The 18245-nt window shown below is 61.1% G+C and carries 16 protein-coding genes; 12 read left to right on the top strand and 4 right to left on the bottom strand.

Annotated features, from left to right (window positions below; all coding sequences use genetic code 11):
* Positions 1-164: 164 nt before the first annotated feature.
* The 8 genes from C9E91_RS17645 to C9E91_RS17610 all read left to right on the top strand — a co-directional run bounded on the left by C9E91_RS17645 (position 165) and on the right by C9E91_RS17610 (position 9149).
* Complete coding sequence (locus C9E91_RS17645) at positions 165-1121, top strand: lysophospholipid acyltransferase family protein (protein WP_107109579.1); 957 nt, start codon at positions 165-167, stop codon at positions 1119-1121.
* Positions 1122-1217: 96 nt separating this feature from the next.
* Positions 1218-3449, top strand: a complete 2232-nt coding sequence (locus C9E91_RS17640; RefSeq protein WP_107109578.1) for a primosomal protein N' — start codon at positions 1218-1220, stop codon at positions 3447-3449.
* Between the two features lie 108 nt (positions 3450-3557).
* Entirely contained in the window at positions 3558-3941 is a 384-nt protein-coding gene (locus C9E91_RS17635) for an AGROH133_08824 family phage infection protein (RefSeq protein ID WP_107109577.1), read from the top strand.
* Between the two features lie 261 nt (positions 3942-4202).
* Positions 4203-4769 carry a F0F1 ATP synthase subunit delta gene (locus tag C9E91_RS17630; RefSeq protein WP_107109576.1) on the top strand — a complete coding sequence of 189 codons (567 nt, stop codon included), beginning with the start codon at positions 4203-4205 and terminating at the stop codon, positions 4767-4769.
* Positions 4769-6298, top strand: a complete 1530-nt coding sequence (gene atpA / locus C9E91_RS17625; protein WP_107109575.1) for a F0F1 ATP synthase subunit alpha — start codon at positions 4769-4771, stop codon at positions 6296-6298. Before C9E91_RS17630 ends, atpA begins: the two co-directional genes overlap by 1 nt.
* Before the next feature lie 29 nt (positions 6299-6327).
* Positions 6328-7212: a F0F1 ATP synthase subunit gamma gene (locus C9E91_RS17620; RefSeq protein ID WP_107109574.1), complete on the top strand. Its 885-nt coding sequence runs from the start codon at positions 6328-6330 to the stop codon at positions 7210-7212.
* Positions 7213-7235: 23 nt separating this feature from the next.
* On the top strand, positions 7236-8666 hold the full coding sequence (gene atpD / locus C9E91_RS17615; protein ID WP_107109573.1) for a F0F1 ATP synthase subunit beta: 1431 nt from the start codon (positions 7236-7238) through the stop codon (positions 8664-8666).
* A gap of 75 nt (positions 8667-8741) precedes the next feature.
* Positions 8742-9149: a F0F1 ATP synthase subunit epsilon gene (locus C9E91_RS17610; protein ID WP_107109572.1), complete on the top strand. Its 408-nt coding sequence runs from the start codon at positions 8742-8744 to the stop codon at positions 9147-9149.
* Between the two features lie 75 nt (positions 9150-9224).
* On the opposite strand, the gene C9E91_RS17605 is transcribed toward C9E91_RS17610, so the two are convergent.
* Positions 9225-10130 (bottom strand): LysR substrate-binding domain-containing protein, encoded by a 906-nt coding sequence (locus C9E91_RS17605; protein WP_107109571.1) that lies wholly within the window; start codon positions 10128-10130, stop codon positions 9225-9227.
* A 115-nt stretch (positions 10131-10245) separates the two neighbouring features.
* Between C9E91_RS17605 and C9E91_RS17600 the strand changes: the two genes are divergently transcribed.
* From C9E91_RS17600 to C9E91_RS17590, 3 genes are read left to right on the top strand one after another with little or no spacing between them, the layout of a single operon-like run.
* The gene (locus C9E91_RS17600) at positions 10246-11391 is read left to right on the top strand and encodes an iron-containing alcohol dehydrogenase (RefSeq protein ID WP_107109570.1); all 1146 of its coding nucleotides are present in this window, start codon (positions 10246-10248) and stop codon (positions 11389-11391) included.
* Position 11392: 1 nt separating this feature from the next.
* Positions 11393-12892 carry an aldehyde dehydrogenase family protein gene (locus C9E91_RS17595; protein WP_107109569.1) on the top strand — a complete coding sequence of 500 codons (1500 nt, stop codon included), beginning with the start codon at positions 11393-11395 and terminating at the stop codon, positions 12890-12892.
* A gap of 21 nt (positions 12893-12913) precedes the next feature.
* Complete coding sequence (locus tag C9E91_RS17590) at positions 12914-14035, top strand: mandelate racemase/muconate lactonizing enzyme family protein (protein ID WP_107109568.1); 1122 nt, start codon at positions 12914-12916, stop codon at positions 14033-14035.
* A 42-nt stretch (positions 14036-14077) separates the two neighbouring features.
* Here C9E91_RS17590 and C9E91_RS17585 read toward each other — a convergent pair whose 3' ends face one another.
* Positions 14078-15328 carry an acyltransferase family protein gene (locus C9E91_RS17585; RefSeq protein WP_107109567.1) on the bottom strand — a complete coding sequence of 417 codons (1251 nt, stop codon included), beginning with the start codon at positions 15326-15328 and terminating at the stop codon, positions 14078-14080.
* 193 nt (positions 15329-15521) lie between these two features.
* Positions 15522-16097, bottom strand: coding sequence for an NADPH-dependent FMN reductase (locus C9E91_RS17580; RefSeq protein ID WP_107109566.1), 576 nt, complete (start codon positions 16095-16097; stop codon positions 15522-15524).
* 74 nt (positions 16098-16171) lie between these two features.
* Here C9E91_RS17580 and soxR point away from each other — a divergent pair, with 74 nt between their 5' ends.
* A complete protein-coding gene (soxR, locus tag C9E91_RS17575) occupies positions 16172-16630 on the top strand; it encodes a redox-sensitive transcriptional activator SoxR (protein ID WP_107109565.1) in 459 nt (152 codons plus the stop codon).
* Between the two features lie 70 nt (positions 16631-16700).
* Here soxR and glpD read toward each other — a convergent pair whose 3' ends face one another.
* A complete protein-coding gene (glpD, locus tag C9E91_RS17570) occupies positions 16701-18212 on the bottom strand; it encodes a glycerol-3-phosphate dehydrogenase (protein ID WP_107109564.1) in 1512 nt (503 codons plus the stop codon).
* Positions 18213-18245: the final 33 nt, after the last annotated feature.

The raw sequence follows: 18245 nt of genomic DNA, 5'->3' as shown, positions 1-18245 counted from the left end.
GTGCCTCTCCTTTGTGTATGGAAAGATCGCAGTAGAACTTTTCAACTGCGTATAAGCTGTTTCTTAAATCAAAATCGATTTAGGCGGTTATACGCGAGGCGCTTTGTCATGCTTCGATCATATTCGATTGCAATAGAGTATAACCCAACCATTCAGGGCATTTCATGGCACGTCGCGGTTCGATAACTGCACTGGGACAACTTGCAGAAGCGATCGCTTTGGTGTCCCAGGGCCAGCCCGGACATATTGTCGATACGCTGATCGCCGAACGCGGTCAGAAGATCGTTCGCAACCCGCTTTGGCCGTTGATGCGGCCCTTTCTCTACACGCTGCTGCGCTACAACAAGGCGATCGAATTCGCCGACGATATCGCCAATCTGCCGGGTTTCCAGTGCTTCGAATATATGAGCGATCTGCTGCGGCTTGATATCGGGGTGACCTATGCCGAGCGCATCCCGGCTTCCGGCGGCTTCATCCTCGTCAGCAACCACCCGACCGGCATTGCCGATGGTGTCGCCGTTTTCGATCTTCTGAAGACGCGCCGGCCCGATATGATGGTTTTCGCCAATCGCGACGCCGTCCGCGTCAATCCGCGATTCGCCGAGATGATCATTCCGGTCGAATGGCGTGAGGAATATAAGAGCAAGCCGAAGACGCGCGAGACGCTGCAGCTCACCAATCGCGCCGTTGCCGAGGGCAAGGTCACCGTGCTCTTCCCCTCCGGCCGCATCGCCTATTGGGCTAACGGCAAGTTGAACGAGCGGCCATGGAAGACGTCGGCTGTCGGGCTGGCGCGCAAGTATAATCTGCCGATCCTGCCCGTGCATCTGACGGCGCGCAATTCCGGCCTGTTCTATTGGTTCGCCAAATGGTCGACCGAGCTGCGTGACATGACGGTGTTCCATGAACTCCTCAACAAGCGCGATGACCGCTTCGATTTCCTGATCGGCAATCTCATCCCCGTCGAGCATCTGGACGGCGACGTCAACGAAGTGACGAAGGCGCTGGAGAAGCACACGGTGTTCGATCTGGCGGCGGACGGAAACGCGACTTTCACGCCAATCGGTCCTCCGGTTGCGGTCGAGGATACGGCCGCGGTCGTCGCCGAACATTCCGTTTGACGGCTGTCGGCAGTTCATTGAAGCGTCTTTCGGACGATACCTGCCGAACCACTCCCGGGTTTCCTTTTATCGCCGCTCGGGGCATGGTCTGGCGCGATGACTAAAGATTCGTCCGATCTGTTCGGTGCGCTGTTTGAAGCCGCGCCCGCAAACTTGACCATGAGCCGCACGGTCCCGGTTCTGGTGCCGATGCCGGCGCCGAAGCCCTATTCCTATGCGGTGCCGGAAGGCATGGCGGTCGAGCCCGGCTCGGTCGTGCAGGTGCCGCTTGGGCCGAGGCAGGTGATCGGCGTCGTCTGGGACGGCGGTGACGAGGGCGGCGTCGATCCGAAGAAGCTGCGGCCGATCAGCCATGTCTTCGATTGCCCGCCGCTCAACAGGGAGATGCGCGATTTCATCGACTGGGTGGCCGCCTATACGCTGTCACCGCCGGGGCTGGTGGCGCGCATGGCGCTGCGTGCACCCGCAGCCTTCGATCCCGAACCGATGATCGAGGGCTTGCGTTTTATCGGCGGCACGCCGGAGCGGCTGACACCGGCCCGCGCCCGGGTCATGGAGACGGCAAATGACGGCCTGTCATGGACGCGCAGCGGGCTGGCGCATGCTGCCGGGGTTTCGACCAGCGTCATCGACGGGCTGATCACGCAGGGTATTTTCGAAACCGTATTCCTGCCGCCGCCGCCGGTCGTGGCGAGGCCAGATCCGGATTACATCGCCTCGCGGCTCGAAGGCCCGCAGCGCGAAGCGGCCGATGAAATCCTTGCCGAGGTGCGCAAGGGCGAGTTTGCCGTTTCGCTGATTGATGGCGTCACCGGCTCGGGCAAGACCGAGGTCTATTTCGAGGCGATCGCCGAGACGCTGAAGCGCGGCAAGCAGGTGCTGATCCTGCTGCCGGAAATCGCACTGACCGCCAGTTTTCTCGAGCGCTTCCAGGATCGTTTCGGCGCCAAGCCGGCCGAGTGGCATTCGGATCTGGCGCCGCGCATGCGCGAAAAAGTCTGGCGGCAAGCCGTGACCGGTGAGGTGCGCGTTGTGGCCGGCGCGCGCTCGGCGCTGTTCCTGCCCTTCGAAGAGCTGGGCTTGATCATCGTCGATGAAGAGCATGATCCCGCCTACAAGCAGGAGGATCGCGTCTATTACAATGCCCGCGACATGGCGGTCGTGCGTGGCCGGATCGGCGATTTTCCGGTGGTGCTGGTGTCGGCGACACCTTCGGTCGAGAGTCAGGTCAACGGCCAGAGCGGGCGCTACAGCACCATCCATCTGCCGACCCGCTTCGGGGATGCAGCTCTTCCGGACCTGCATCTGATCGACATGCGCCGGCATGCGCCGGAGCGCGGCGGTTTCCTCTCGCCGTTGCTGATCCGGGCGATCGGCAAGACAGTGGAGAAGGGCCAGCAGTCGCTGTTGTTCCTCAACAGGCGCGGCTATGCGCCGTTGACGCTCTGCCGTGTCTGCGGGCACCGCTTCCAATGTCCGCAATGTTCGAGCTGGCTGGTGGAACACCGTTTCCGTGGCCAGATCCAATGCCATCAATGCGGCTATGCCGAACGGACACCCGAGGCCTGCCCGGAATGCGGCACGCTCGACCATCTCGTCGCCTGCGGGCCGGGCGTCGAGCGCATTGCGGAGGAGGTCGAGCGGCATTTTCCCGAAGCGCGGACGATCGTGCTCTCCTCCGATATCATGGGCGGCGTCAAGCGGCTGCGGCTGGAACTTGAGGCTATTGCCAAGGGCGAGGCGGATATCGTCATCGGCACGCAGCTCGTCGCCAAGGGCCATAATTTCCCGCTGATGACGCTGGTCGGCATCGTCGACGCCGATCTCGGCCTTGCCAACGGCGATCCGCGTGCCGCCGAGCGGACATTCCAGCTTCTGTCGCAGGTGACCGGCCGCGCTGGGCGAACCGGCCTCAAGAGCCATGGCTTGTTGCAGACCTATCAGCCGCAGCACCCCGTCATGCAGGCGATCGTCTCCGGCGATGCCAGCGCCTTTTATGAGCGCGAGATTTCGGAGCGCGAAAGAGCCATATTGCCGCCCTTCGGCCGGCTCGCCTCGATCATCGTCTCGGCTGATACTCGGCAGGATGCCGAGACCCATGCACGCGGCATGCGCAACGCGGCGCCGCAGGTGCAGGGCATATCGGTGCTCGGGCCAGCCGAAGCGCCGCTCGCCCTGGTGCGCGGCCGCCACCGCTTCCGCCTGCTCGTGCATGGACGGCGCAACTCGGACATGCAGGGATTCCTGCGCGCTTTGCTGACACAATCTCCGAAGGAGCGCGGCTCCGTGCAGGTGCAACTCGACATCGATCCACAGAGTTTCCTGTAGTTTGGTGAAACGGCGCCTTCCCGGCGTCTTCCCCTGTTTCGCCTGTTCATGCCATAAGTCGGCCTGTTGATATGATTGATTTGGTTTAGGTTGATTTGGGGACGACCGATGGAGCTTTATTTTCCGACAGATCTCGGCGAGCAGCTTGCCTATTGCTCGGCGGCGTTTACGGCGCTCATCGGCTTCCTCGCGATGTTCGCGCCCGGCTACACCTATCGTTTCCTTAAGCTGCAGGTGCGGGAAGGGCGGCCGGAAGCCTATGCCGAGGGGCGTGCGACCGGCGGCTTCTATCTGGGCTTCGGGCTGGTTGCGATTCTGCTCGCCCAGCCGATGGTCTATCTGGCGCTCGGGGCGTCGTTTGCCGTTGCGGCCTTCGGCCGCATTCTCTCGATCATGTCGGATCGCGGAAGCTTTCTTTTGAATATTGCACTTCTGGTTGTGCAAGCGGTTTTGGCGGCTCTACCGCTTCTTTATGGCTTGGGCTATATTTGAGCGAAAATGCTCTCGCTTCGGCTGCTAATGCCTGCGCTATCCCCATAGTTTTGAATTTTTGCCACCATAAATTCACCCGAATAGCGTATTCGGCGATTACGCGTGTTGCGAGTCTCAATATCCTATGTTAGACGAACCCCGAATTTCGGATGAGGTAGGGGGAAGCTCCTGCTGATTTCTGGGGGAAATCAAAACGAATTCAAGAACATGTGACTTCCGTCTCTCGGAAGCCGGATTCTTGGGTTGAAATCAGGGAATTTTGTGCCCGTGGCAGACACATCCCAGCATATTTCTGGTGTTGCAGAACGATATGCCTCGTCATTGTTCGAGCTGGCCCTCGAGGAGGGTGCCGTCCCGGCCGTGACCGCCGATCTCGATCGGTTCCAAGCCATGCTGGACGACAGCGATGATCTGAAGCGTTTCGTCTCGAGCCCGGTCTTTTCGGCTGAAGAGCAGGTCGGTGCCGTGCAGGCGCTGGCGACCAAGGCCGGCTTCGGCAATTACGTCACCAATTTCCTCAAGGTCGTGGCAGGCAACCGGCGCCTTTTTGCGCTGCCGGGCATGATCAAGGCTTTCCGTATTATTGCCGCGCAGCATCGCGGTGAAGTTTCCGCCGAGATCACCTCGGCGCATGCGCTGACCCCGGCGCAGGAAGATGAATTGAAGGCGGCGCTGAAGGGCGTCACCGGCAAGGATGTGGCGATCGCCGTCACCGTCGATCCGTCGATTCTCGGTGGCCTGATCGTCAAGGTCGGCTCCCGCCAGATCGATACGTCCCTTCGCACCAAACTCTCCACCCTTAAGCTTGCATTGAAAGAGGTCGGCTGATGGATATCCGCGCCGCGGAAATTTCCGCAATTCTGAAAGATCAGATCAAAAACTTCGGCAAGGAAGCTGAAGTCTCCGAAGTCGGCCAGGTTCTCTCCGTCGGTGACGGTATCGCCCGCGTCTACGGTCTGGACAACGTTCAGGCCGGCGAAATGGTCGAATTCCCCGGCGGCATCCGCGGCATGGCGCTGAACCTCGAATCCGACAACGTCGGCGTGGTTATCTTCGGTTCCGACCGTGACATCAAAGAAGGCGACACCGTCAAGCGCACCGGCGCGATCGTTGATGTTCCGGTTGGTCCGGAACTTCTCGGCCGCGTTGTCGACGCGCTCGGCAACCCCATCGACGGCAAGGGCCCGATCAACGCGACCCGCCGCGCTCGCGTCGACGTCAAGGCTCCAGGCATCATTCCGCGCAAGTCGGTTCATGAGCCGATGTCGACCGGCCTGAAGGCTATCGACGCTCTGATCCCGGTCGGCCGCGGCCAGCGCGAGCTTGTCATCGGCGACCGCCAGACCGGCAAGACCGCCATCATTCTCGACACGATCTTGAATCAGAAGGCCATCCACGATGCCGGTCCGGACAGCGAAAAGCTGTACTGCGTCTACGTCGCTATCGGCCAGAAGCGTTCGACCGTCGCTCAGTTCGTCAAGGTGCTCGAAGAGCGCGGTGCGCTGAAGTACTCGATCATCGTTGCCGCAACGGCCTCCGATCCGGCCCCGATGCAGTACCTGGCGCCGTTCGCCGGTTGCGCCATGGGCGAATATTTCCGTGACAACGGCATGCATGCCCTGATCGGCTATGACGACCTGTCGAAGCAGGCCGTTTCCTATCGTCAGATGTCGCTGCTGCTGCGCCGCCCGCCGGGCCGCGAAGCCTATCCGGGCGACGTTTTCTACCTGCACTCGCGCCTCCTCGAGCGCGCTGCCAAGATGAACGATGAACAGGGCGCCGGTTCGCTGACTGCTCTGCCGGTCATCGAAACGCAGGGTAACGACGTTTCGGCGTTCATTCCGACCAACGTGATTTCGATCACCGACGGCCAGATCTTCCTCGAAACCGACCTGTTCTACCAGGGTATTCGTCCGGCCGTTAACGTCGGTCTGTCGGTTTCGCGCGTCGGTTCGTCCGCACAGATCAAGGCGATGAAGCAGGTTGCCGGCTCGATTAAGGGCGAACTCGCCCAGTATCGCGAAATGGCCGCCTTCGCTCAGTTCGGTTCGGACCTCGATGCCGCAACGCAGCGCCTGCTGAACCGCGGCGCCCGTCTGACCGAGCTCCTGAAGCAGCCGCAGTTCGCGCCGCTGAAGACGGAAGAGCAGGTCGCGGTGATCTTTGCCGGCGTCAATGGCTATCTCGACAAGATCGCAGTTGCGCAGATCGGCAAGTTCGAGCAGGGCCTGCTTTCCTACCTGCGGTCGGAAGGCAAGGACATCCTCGACGCGATCCGCACCGAAAAGGCCATCAGCGACGCGACCAAGGGCAAGCTCATCGCTGCTCTCGACAGCTACGCCAAGTCTTTCGCCTGATCGGGCCTCACTTCTAGGACGGATACCGGATGCCTTCACTTAAGGATCTGAAAAACCGGATCGCCTCCGTCAAGGCGACGCAGAAGATCACCAAGGCGATGAAAATGGTCGCCGCGGCGAAGCTTCGGCGCGCCCAGGAGGCGGCGGAGGCCGCACGGCCCTATTCACAGCGCATGAGCGCCGTTCTCGCCAACATCACGGCTGCTGTCAGCGACGCTGACGGCGCGCCGCCGCTGATGACTGGCACCGGCAAGAGCGATGTACATTTGCTCGTCGTCTGCTCGGCTGAACGCGGCCTTTGCGGCGGTTTCAACTCGCAGATCGCGCGTTTTGCCCGCGATCATGTCCGCAAGCTGATCGCCGAAGGCAAGACCGTGAAGATCTTCACGGTTGGCAAGAAGGGCTACGACATTCTGCGTCGTGAGTTCTCTTCGCTGATCGTCGAGCGCAAGGAACTGCGCGACGTCAAGCGCATTGGCTTCGACAATGCCGATGCCATCGGCAAGCGCGTCATCGAGATGTTCGAAGGCGGCGAGTTCGACGTCTGCACGCTGTTCTATTCCGAGTTCAAGTCGGTCATCAGCCAGGTGCCGACGGCGCAGCAGCTCATTCCGGCTTCGGCCCCGGCTGTTGTCGAAGAAGATACCGCTCATAAGGGCGCCATTTACGAATACGAGCCGGATGCGGCTTCGATCCTCGCGGACCTGATCCCGCGCAATATCTCCGTTCAGATCTTCCGCGCGTTGCTCGAAAACGTCGCCGGCGAGATGGGCGCCAAGATGAGCGCGATGGACAATGCGACGCGCAATGCTGGTGAGATGATCAACAAGCTGACGCTGAACTACAACCGTCAGCGCCAGGCACAGATCACCAAGGAACTGATTGAAATCATTTCGGGCGCGGAAGCGCTCTGAGGTTAGGGAAAGAGGGTAAGAATATGGCTGACGCAGCTATGGCCGCAGTTTCGGTCGGCAAGGTTACGCAGGTTATCGGCGCCGTCGTGGACGTTTCTTTCGATGGCGATCTGCCGAAGATCCTGAATGCTCTCGAAACCGACAACAACGGCAACCGCCTTGTTCTGGAAGTCGCACAGCACCTGGGTGAAAACTCGGTCCGCACGATCGCCATGGACTCGACCGAAGGTCTGGTTCGTGGTCAGTCCGTTTCCGACACCGGCGCGCCGATCTCGGTTCCGGTTGGCCACGAAACGCTCGGCCGTATCATGAACGTCATCGGTGAGCCGGTCGACGAAGCCGGTCCGCTGAACACCACTCGTAAGCGCGCCATCCACCAGGACGCTCCGTCTTACGTCGAGCAGTCCACGGAAGGCCAGATCCTGGTTACCGGCATCAAGGTCGTCGACCTGCTCGCTCCTTACGCAAAGGGCGGCAAGATCGGCCTGTTCGGCGGCGCCGGCGTCGGCAAGACCGTTCTCATCATGGAGCTGATCAACAACGTCGCCAAGGCGCACGGTGGTTACTCGGTCTTTGCAGGCGTGGGTGAACGTACCCGCGAAGGCAACGACCTTTACCACGAAATGATCGAATCGGGCGTCAACAAGCATGGCGGCGGCGAAGGCTCCAAGGCTGCGCTCGTCTATGGCCAGATGAACGAACCGCCGGGTGCCCGCGCTCGCGTCGCTCTGACCGGTCTGACCGTTGCTGAAAACTTCCGCGATGAAGGCCAGGACGTTCTGTTCTTCGTCGACAACATCTTCCGCTTCACGCAGGCTGGTTCGGAAGTGTCGGCTCTGCTCGGCCGTATTCCTTCGGCCGTGGGCTATCAGCCGACGCTCGCAACCGACATGGGCCAGATGCAGGAACGCATCACCACGACGACGACGGGCTCGATCACCTCGGTTCAGGCCATTTACGTTCCGGCCGACGACTTGACCGACCCGGCACCGGCAACCTCGTTCGCCCACCTGGACGCAACGACGGTTCTGTCGCGCTCGATCGCTGAAAAGGGTATCTACCCGGCTGTCGACCCGCTCGACTCCACCTCGCGCATGCTCGACCCGATGGTCGTCGGCGAAGAGCACTACGAAATTGCTCGTAAGGTTCAGTCGACGCTGCAGCGCTACAAGGCCCTGCAGGACATCATCGCCATCCTCGGCATGGACGAACTCTCCGAAGACGACAAGCTGGCTGTTGCCCGCGCCCGCAAGATCGAGCGCTTCCTGTCGCAGCCGTTCTTCGTTGCCGAAGTCTTCACCGGTTCGCCGGGCAAGCTCGTTGCGCTCGAAGACACGATCAAGGGCTTCAAGGGCCTCGTCAACGGCGAATACGACCATCTGCCGGAAGCTGCTTTCTACATGGTTGGCTCGATCGAAGAAGCGATCGAAAAGGCCAAGAAGCTGGCTGCCTAATAGAGCCGATCGAACGGCGCGCGAAGTTTCGTGCGCCGTTGCCTTGAAATAAAGACAATCGAGAAGTGACCGGTCATGCCTGACAATTTCAATTTCGAACTGGTGTCTCCGGAGCGTCTGCTCCTGTCGGAGCAGGTTGTTGATGTCGTCATTCCCGCCAGCGAAGGCGAAATGACCGTCATGGCTCATCATGCTCCGACGATGACGACGATCAAGCCGGGCGTCGTCAAGGTGCATGCAGCATCGGGTAAGAAGCAGGACTACGTCGTGTTCGGCGGCTTCGCCGACATCCTGCCGACCGGCTGCACGCTGCTTGCGGAATCCGCAATTCCGGTCGAAGACCTGAGACAGGACGAGTTGACGCGTCGTATCGATCTCGCCAGGGCAGAACTCGAAGATGCCGAACATCACGAGCACAAGTCGCGCCTTGAGCATTACATCATGGAAATGACGCGGCTGCGCGGCGCAATCGGGCAAGATTGATCCGGTACCTAGTCTTAGGTTTCGAATGAGAGCGGCCTTTCGGGGCCGCTTTTTTGTTGCGCGGCTTGGTCTCTATCAGCCCTGATAGCCGCCCAGCAGATGCCGATGCAACTGACCCGCTTCCGGCGAGAGGGCGCGGAAGCGCGGTGCGCCGAGATAATAACCGAAGCCGCTTTCGACCCGGTCATTGCCGATCGTAACCAGTGCGCCAGAGCGCAGGTGCTCTTCGATAAGCCCGAGGCTGCCGAGCGCGATGCCTTCGCCGCGCAAGGCCGCCTCGACCGCCATGATATAGGTGGAGAAAGACAGCCGCGGTCGCGGCAGTTTGCCCTTCGGTGGATTGCCGATACGACCGAACCATTGGCGGAAGCTGATCCAGTGGGCGTTGAAACGCTCGTAGTCGATCAGATCCAACGCGGCGATATCGGCCGATGTCAACGCCTGCGGCTCCAGACCGCGACTGGCCAGATAATCCGGCGAGGCAATCGGCACCAGCACTTCCTTCATCAGCAGCGTCAGGTTCCAGCGCGGATGCTCACCAGTGGAATAGAGAATGACGAGGTCATTGGTCTCCGAGGCAAGTTCCGAGGGTGAGTCCGTCGTCAGCAGGCGGACGGAAATGCCGGGGCTCTCCTTGCCGAAATCCTTGAGCCGCTGTCCGAGCCAGAGATGCGAGACAGAACCGCTGGCGGCGATCGAAATGATCTCGCCCGTGCCTGCGCGGAAAGGCTCCAGGCTCTCTTCAAGATATTCGAGTGTCGCCCGCACGCGCTGGAACAGTCGCTCGCCATCCGGCGTCAGCGCCAGGTTGCGGCCGCGCCGGGTAAAGAGCGCGGCGCCCAGGTGATCCTCCAATCCCTTGATGCGCCGGCTGACGGCCGCCTGGGTAATGTTCAACTCGCGGCCGGCGCGGGAAAAGTTCATGGCGCGGGCTGCGGCGTCGAACACGCGGAAGGCCTCCAGCGGTATCTTTTCGAGCATCACTCCTCCATAACTTCAGATCATCAATATTCCCGATAAATGGCCAGATTTGAAGAGCTGAAATTGTGATGCAGGATTACGGCATCGTTTCAGCCGTTTCCCAAGGGGATTCTTCGTGTTCTTCTCCCTCTCCGCCATTCCGGACATTCGTTTCGGCGAAGGCGCCCTCTCCGGCCTTCCGGCCGCCATCAAATCCTTCGACGGCGTTGGTGCTGTTCTGCTTGTGGTCGACGCCTTCCTGGCGCAATCGGGCCTTGCCGCCGAGATCAGCGGCGAGCTTGCCGAAGCGGGTGTGAAGACGCAGGTTTTTTCCGCTTTTGCTGGCGAGCCGAAGCTTGCGCATCTGCATGCGGCGATCAAGCTGGGGCAGGGCGCCGACATGGTGATCGGCGTCGGTGGCGGCTCGGCGCTGGATATCGCCAAGATCGTCGCCTGTTGCGCAGCGTCGGGAGAAGACCCGATGTTTTATGCGCTTGCGGCCAACCCCCTCCCGAAGAACCCGCTGAAGAAGATCATGGTGCCGACGACAGCCGGCACTGGCTCGGAGACCTCGGCCACCAATATCTTCGCCGGTCCGGAAGGCAAGAAGCTCTGGATCTGGGGATCGGAGAGCAAGGCCGATCTCGTCATCCTCGATCCGACGCTGACGACCACGCTGCCGGCCAATCTCACCGCCTGGTGCGGCCTTGACGCCTTCATCCATGCTTTCGAGGCGGCGACGAACCGGAACACGCATCGCGGTGCGCAGCTCTACGCCCATCAGGCGCTGCGGCTAATCATCGGCGCTCTGGAAACGGCGGTGAAGGAGCCCGGTAATATAGAGGCGCGGGGCGACGTGCTGCTCGGTTCCTGCCTTGCCGGCATCGCCATTGACAATTGCGGCACGGCGATCGCCCACAATATCAGCCATGCGCTGGCGGGGCTTGCGCCGGTTCACCATGGGCTCGCAACCGCTCTCGGCTTTGAAGTAACGCTGCCCTGGCTGGTGGAGGCGGATACGGGCGAGCTCAATGCCGCCGCGAGAGCCTGTGGGCTCAAAAGTGCGGCGGCTCTACCTGCCTTCGTTTCCGATTGGATGGACCGCTGCGGCATCGTCCGCGCCCTGCCGGCGGCGTTCATGCCCTTCGCCGCAACCGATCTCGCGCGGGAAATGCGCGCTCCGGAAAACCAGCCGATGCGGCGCTCGACCGTCCGCGATGTGACGGATGCCGATATCGACCGATTCGCCGCTGCCGTCATGGCGCTGCCGAAAGGAATTTGAGATGAGCAAGACCTACACACGCGAGTATTGGGAAGGCGTTTTGTCCGGCCTTAAGCTCGAAGGGAGGCATTTCATCGATGGCGCCTATCGTCCCTCCTCGTCCGGCACGACTTTCACCCGCATCCGACCGATGGATGGCAGAGCAGGGCCGGAATTGGCGCGCGGCAACGCCGCTGATGTCGACGCGGCCGTGGCTGCTGCCCGTGCGACTTTCGAAAGCGGCATCTGGCGCAAAAAGGACCCTATGGCAAAGAAGAGGATCATGCTTCGCTGGGCCGAACTGATCCGCGCCCATGGCGAAGAACTCGCCATGCTCGAAACGCTGGATGTCGGCAAACCGGTCATGGCGTCGCTGACGGTCGATGTCCGCCTTTGCGCCGATGGCATTCAATTCTACGGCGAGATGATCGACAAGATGTATGACGAGATCGCGCCGACCGGGCCGAATGCGCGCGCTTTGGTGCGCAAGGTGCCGATCGGCGTCGTCGGGGCGATTACGCCGTGGAACTATCCGATGATCATCGATGCCTGGAAGCTCGGGCCAGCGATTGCCGCAGGTAATTCCGTGCTGCTGAAGCCGGCCGAACAATCCTCGCTCTCGGCCCTCCGCCTGGCTGAACTTGCTTCTGAAGCAGGCCTGCCCGCCGGCGTCTTCAATGTCGTCACCGGTTATGGCGAAGAGACCGGCAAACCGCTGGCGCTGCACATGGATGTCGACATGATCGCCTTCACCGGCTCGACCGAGGTCGGAAAGCTGATCATGGGGTATGCAGCGCAGTCGAACGTCAAGCGCGTAGCGCTGGAACTCGGCGGCAAGTCGCCGCTGGTCGTTTTCGAAGATGCCGATCTCGATGCGGCGGCGAGCGCGGCCGCCTGGGGCTGCTTCTACAATTCCGGCGAGACCTGCCACGCCTCGACGCGGCTGATCGTGCAGCGCTCGGTCCAGGAGAAGCTGATTGCGAAGATCGAGGCGGTGACGCGGTCCGATATTACGCTCAAACACCCGCTTGATCCGTCCGCGCAGATCGGCGCGCTGATCGAGGAGGAGCACATGAACAAGGTGCTCTCTATGATCGCTGCTGGTGAGAAGGAAGGCGCTCGACGTGCTTTCGGCGCAGAGCGGGTGCTGAGCGAGACCGGCGGTTACTATGTCTCGCCCGGCGTCTTCGTCGACATGACCAACGATATGAGCCTGGCGCGGCAGGAGATTTTTGGGCCGGTGCTTGCCGCCATTCCCTTCGACACCGAGGAGGAAGCGCTCAAGATCGCCAACGATACGATCTATGGCCTTGCCGGCGCCGTCTTCACCAAAGACATGGACCGCGCCCACCGCTTTTCCGAGGCGATCCATGCGGGCACCGTGTGGATCAACACCTACGATATGTCGAATTTCGCGACACCTTTCGGCGGCTTCAAGCAATCCGGTTTCGGCCGTGACCGTTCAGTGCATGCGATCGACAAATATTGCGATTACAAGACCATCTGGCAGCAGTTCGGCTGAGGTTTGCGGGGAGGCACGACCATGAGCAAGATCGTTTCCATAGAGATCACCCATCACCGCCTGCCGCTCGATCCGCCGTTCAAGGCGAGCTGGGATGGCAGGCCACGCCGGCATTTCGATGCGACGATCGTCCGCGTGCGGGATGACGAGGGCCGCGAGGGTATCGGGTCCGGCGATCTCATGAAGGGTTTCGAGGGGCACGAGGATCTGTTCATCGGCCAGGACCCGCGGCATCTGGAGCGTCACTACGAGGTCCTGTCGCATATCAATTTCCATTATGGCCGCTGCTGGCCGATGGACCTGGCGCTGTGGGATCTTTCCGGCAAAATCACCGGCGAACCCGTCTGGCGGATGCTTGGCGGCCGCGCCAGCCGCGTGCGGCTCTATGCTTCCTCCGGCGTATTGCGCGAGCCGGCCGCGTTGGCTGAGCAGGCGGAGCGTTATCTCGAAGAGGGCTTTCCCGCGATGAAGGTGCGCTTCTCTTCATCCGCAGGTGGGCGCGGCGGTTGGCTAGATGATGTGAAGGCTCTGGAGGCAATCCGCGCGCGCGTCGGCACCAAGCTGGAGTTGATGGTGGACTGCAACCAGGGTTGGCGCATGCCCTGGGATACGACATTGCCCTGGACCTTCAAGGACGCGTTGGCGGTTGCGAAAGAGCTGGAGCGGCTCGGCATCTATTGGATGGAGGAGCCGCTGCACCGTTCGGACCGCAAGGGCATGAAGGAGCTGAAGCAGGCGACGTCGGTACGCATCGCCGGCGGCGAGATGACGCGAGAGCTCTATGAGTTCCGAGACATTATCGAAGACCGTGCCTTCGATGTCGTCCAGCCGGATGTGGCGCTGGTCGGCGGCATCACCGGCTGCCGGCGGGTGGCTTACCAGGCGCGGGAGGCGGGTGTTCAATTTACGCCGCACTCATGGACGAATGGTATCGGTGTGCTGGCCAATGCGCATTTGACGGCGGGTGTCGGTGATGCGCCCTGGCTCGAATATCCCTATGACAATCCGGAGTGGAGCGAGGCCCGTCGTGACTATCCGATGGCGATGCCGCTCAAGCACGATCAGGGTTGGCTGGATTTGGGGCTATCTCCCGGCCTCGGCGTCGTTCTCGATGAAGAGCGCCTGAAGGTCACCCGCATCTGACATGATACTCGGCCTCTCCCCGGCTGGGTTTCGTTTCCCACCTTATCTGCCGCCCAATGGTTTCCCTTGGACGGCCTTTTTCTCGGATGTTGGTGCCGTGCGTGCCGTCTGCTCGCGCGTGCGGGCCCAACGAATGACCGGGCGTTCCAGGAGAAAATAGCTGGCAGTCCCGATCGTGAAGATGATGACGATTGCGACGAGGCTCGATGTGATCCATCCGCCGAGCACGTCATTTGAGCCAATGCCGAAGCTCCAGGGGAAGAGCGTGGTCATCAGCGTCAGCACGATATCCTGCCAGATATAGACGCCGAAGGAGACGGTGGCGACATAACGGATGATGGGGTTGTCGAGCAGCTTTGCCAACAACAGCGATTGCGGAAGCGTGGTAAGCGCAATAGCGACTCCCAGGGGAAGTAGCGGGAATTGATAGGGGATGCCAAGCCAGGCATAGCCTTCCGCTGCACCGCCGATGGACTGCGGCAACTGCCATGCGCCCATAACAATCGCGAGCGCTCCAATGACATCGTAGATCGCCGAGCGGCGAGCCGGGATGATGGTCTGGATTCCGGCTGCCAGCGCCCCGATCGCGAATATCGCGAAGAAGCCGATGGGGTTGTAGCGCGGCATCCATTCCTTGGCGCCGCCCTCGAAGCCGTATTCCCATCCCCGCCCGACGCTGTCCGTCGGGAGATAGGTCACTACCAGCCAGTGGCCGAGCAGCGAGGCGGCGATAAAGCCGATCCAGAACAGGCGGCTGACGAGAGGGGAGCGCGATCTCGGCTTCGCATAGAACGGCAGCAGGAAGCCGATCGGCAACAGAACGTAGCAGGTCGTCTCAAAGGGGATCGACCATAGTGGCCCGTCACCCTGCACTGGAAAAAAGGTGCGCCAATGCCATTGGCTCATCAGAAAGAAGCCAGCGATGTAGCGGCCTATCAGCTCCCCATCGAGCGGAAACCCATAGACCGTGAAGCTGAGCACGAAGCCGACCGTCAGGGCAAACCAGAAGCCCGGCAGGATGCGCGCAGCACGACGCATGGTGTAGATCTTCAATGAAGGCAGTGGTTGGGCTTTATCCAGCGCCAGCCAGAAGGGACGCGAGAGAAGAAAGCCACTGAGCACGAAGAAGACCGAGACGCCGTGATTGCCGAAGCGCGCCAGCATGAAGGTCAGGTCCAAACCGGGCGGGATTTTGTAGAAGTTCATTCGAAGCGCGAGATGGTGAGCAAGCACCATCAGACATGCGACGGCGCGCATGAAATCCGCTCCTCCCAGACGTTTCTCGTTCTCCATCCCTGTACCGCCGAAACTGCCTTGCTATTGGGTTAGGTCATCGAGGCGACTTCGGCAAGTGCAGCTTTCCGGCAAGGTAAACTTCTGGGTGCACAACAGACGCCCGAACCTGGGGATGCCAGATCCGGGCGTCGAGCCGGTCTTCCGTACCTGCCAGAAACGAAAGACCGGATTCGGATATTGTTGAAGACGATCAAGCGGCGACGGAGCGATAGGGGCGCGTTGCCCGGGCTGGCTTCAATGCCGCGCTCCACCAATTCAGCCGCGCCATCATTTGCACCAGCGCCTGACGGGCTTCGATCGGGTTTTCGAGGGAGCCATCCTCGGCGAACCGGCCCCAGGGATTGGCGAAACTGACGGTATCGCGCACCGTGACGGCATGCAGCTCGGCAAAGACCAGCCGCAACTGTTCAACGGCGCGAAGCCCGCCGGAAATGCCGCCATAGGAGACGAAAGCAACCGGCTTGCCCTGCCATGGCTCGTAAACGAGATCGAGCACGAATTTCAGCGCGGCCGTGAAGCTATGATTGTATTCCGGTGTGACGACGATGAAGGCATCCGCCTCGGAGAGCCGCTCGGCGAGGTCCGCGACGGCCGGATGCTCCTTGTCGTGGTGGACCGGCAGGCCGAATTCCAATGGATCGATAATGTCGAGATCGATCAATGGATAGTTCGCCAGCTCACGGACGACCCAATTGACCACGCGGTCACATAGTCGGCCCTTGCGGGTGCTGCCGTAGAGAATTGCCAGCCGGGTTGGTTCTGTCATGCATTGCTCCTGCTTTACGCGCTTCGGAGCAGGAGCTATAGAACCTCAAGTAAAGTTGAGGTCAAGGGCTCATTATGGGAAAAATCGAATCCGATCAATTTTCCAAATTATTGACGGTGGGCGAGGTGGCAGCGCGCAGCGGCATTGCGGTTTCGGCGCTGCATTTCTACGAGGCAAAGGGACTGATCGAGAGCCATCGCAGCAGCGGCAATCAGCGGCGCTACGCCCGCGAGGTCTTGCGCCGGGTGGCGGTCATCAAGGTAGCGCAGCGCGTCGGCATTCAGCTTGCCGAGATTCAGGCGGCACTTGATACGCTGCCGCAAAGCCGGACGCCGACAGGGGCCGATTGGCGGGCGCTTTCGGCGCAGTGGAAGGATGATCTCGATAACAGGATCAGGCGGCTGCAGGGCCTGCGCGATAAGCTCGACGGCTGCATCGGCTGCGGCTGTCTCTCAATGCAGAGCTGCCCCCTGCGTAATCCGTTGGATGAATTGGCAAAAGAGGGGCCTGGGCCGCGTCTGCTGGATCCATAGCCGCCGCGCCCAATGGCGCTTGGCCAATCCCGAAGCACTTGCTGGGAATTCGGCTGGAGCCTTCGCCTACTCAAGCATGAACGCGTGTGCCGGCCATGTAATCGTCCAGCGCGGCGGCTTCGTCCTTCGAGAGATAGAGGCCCTTCTTCGAACGGCGCCAAAGGACGTCGGCGGCGGTATAGGCCCATTCATGTGCCATGAGATAGCGGACTTCCGCCTCGTAGAGATCGCTGCCGAAGCTGCGGCCGAGATCGGCCGTGGTCTTTGCCTCTCCAAGGAGCATGGCGGCGCGGGTGCCATACCGGCGCACGAGCCGGCGGGCATGCGGATCGGCGAGGAAGGGGTAGCGTCCCTTCAGCTTCGCAACTTCAGCCTCATAGCCACGAACCGGGAAGTCGCCGCCCGGCAGAGAGCTCTTGGCCGTCCACGGCGTACCCTTGAGGCCGATAACCTCGCCGATCTTTTCCAGCGCATGTTCGCTTAAGCGACGATAGGTGGTGAGCTTGCCGCCGAAGACGTTGAGCAATGGCGGCTGACCTTCGGCACCTTCGACCTTCAGCACATAATCGCGCGTCGCTTCCTGCGCCTTGGAGGCGCCGTCGTCATAGAGCGGACGTACGGCGGAATAGGTCCAGACGATATCCTCGCGGCGGACCGGCTCCTTGAAATATTCGCTGGCAGCGTTGCAGAGATAGGTCGTTTCCTCGTCGGAAATCTTCACGTCCTTGGGATCATCCTTGTAGTCGCGGTCCGTCGTGCCGATCAGGGTGAAATCCTGTTCGTAGGGGATCGCGAAGATGATGCGGTTATCCGGATTCTGGAAGAAATAGGCGCGGGGATCGTCAAACTTCTTGCGGACGATAATATGGCTGCCCTGCACGAGACGGACATTGTGCACCTGGTTCTTGCCAAACGCGTCGGACAGAACATGATCGACCCAGGGACCGGCGGCGTTGACCAGCATGCGCGACTGGAAGGCGCGTTTTTCGCCGGTGACGGTGTCCTGCGTTTCGATCGTCCAGGCAGCACCTTCACGGCGGGCGGAGGTTACCTTCGTCCGCGGCATGATCGTTGCGCCGCGATCGGCCGCGTCGCGGGCGTTGAGCACGACCATGCGCGCATCGTCCACCCATCCGTCGGAATATTCGAAAGCCTTGGTGAACAGCGCCTTCAGTGGTTTTCCCGCCGGGTCCCTCTTCATGTCGAGCGTCGCGGTGGCAGGCAGCAGCTTGCGGCCGCCGAGGTGATCATAGAGGAAGAGGCCAAGGCGGATGAGCCAAGCCGGGCGGATGCCGCCCTTGTGATAGGGCAATACGAAACGCATCGGCCAGATGATGTGCGGCGCCATCGCCCAGAGCACTTCACGCTCCATCAGCGACTCGCGCACAAGGCGGAATTCGTAATGTTCGAGATAGCGCAGGCCGCCATGGATGAGCTTGGTGGCTCCGGACGATGTGCCGGAGGCGAAATCATTCATTTCCGCAAGAGCCACCTTGTAGCCGCGCCCGGCTGCGTCACGAGCGATGCCGCAGCCGTTGATGCCGCCGCCGATAACGAAAATGTCGTAAATCTGCTCGCTCACCCGCCCCTCCGAAAAGGTCTGCCATTTTGAGAA

Source organism: Rhizobium sp. SEMIA4064, from assembly GCF_003025035.1.
In the GTDB taxonomy this organism is placed as follows: Bacteria; Pseudomonadota; Alphaproteobacteria; order Rhizobiales; family Rhizobiaceae; genus Rhizobium; species Rhizobium paranaense.
This window is presented reverse-complemented; position numbering and strand designations above follow the sequence as displayed.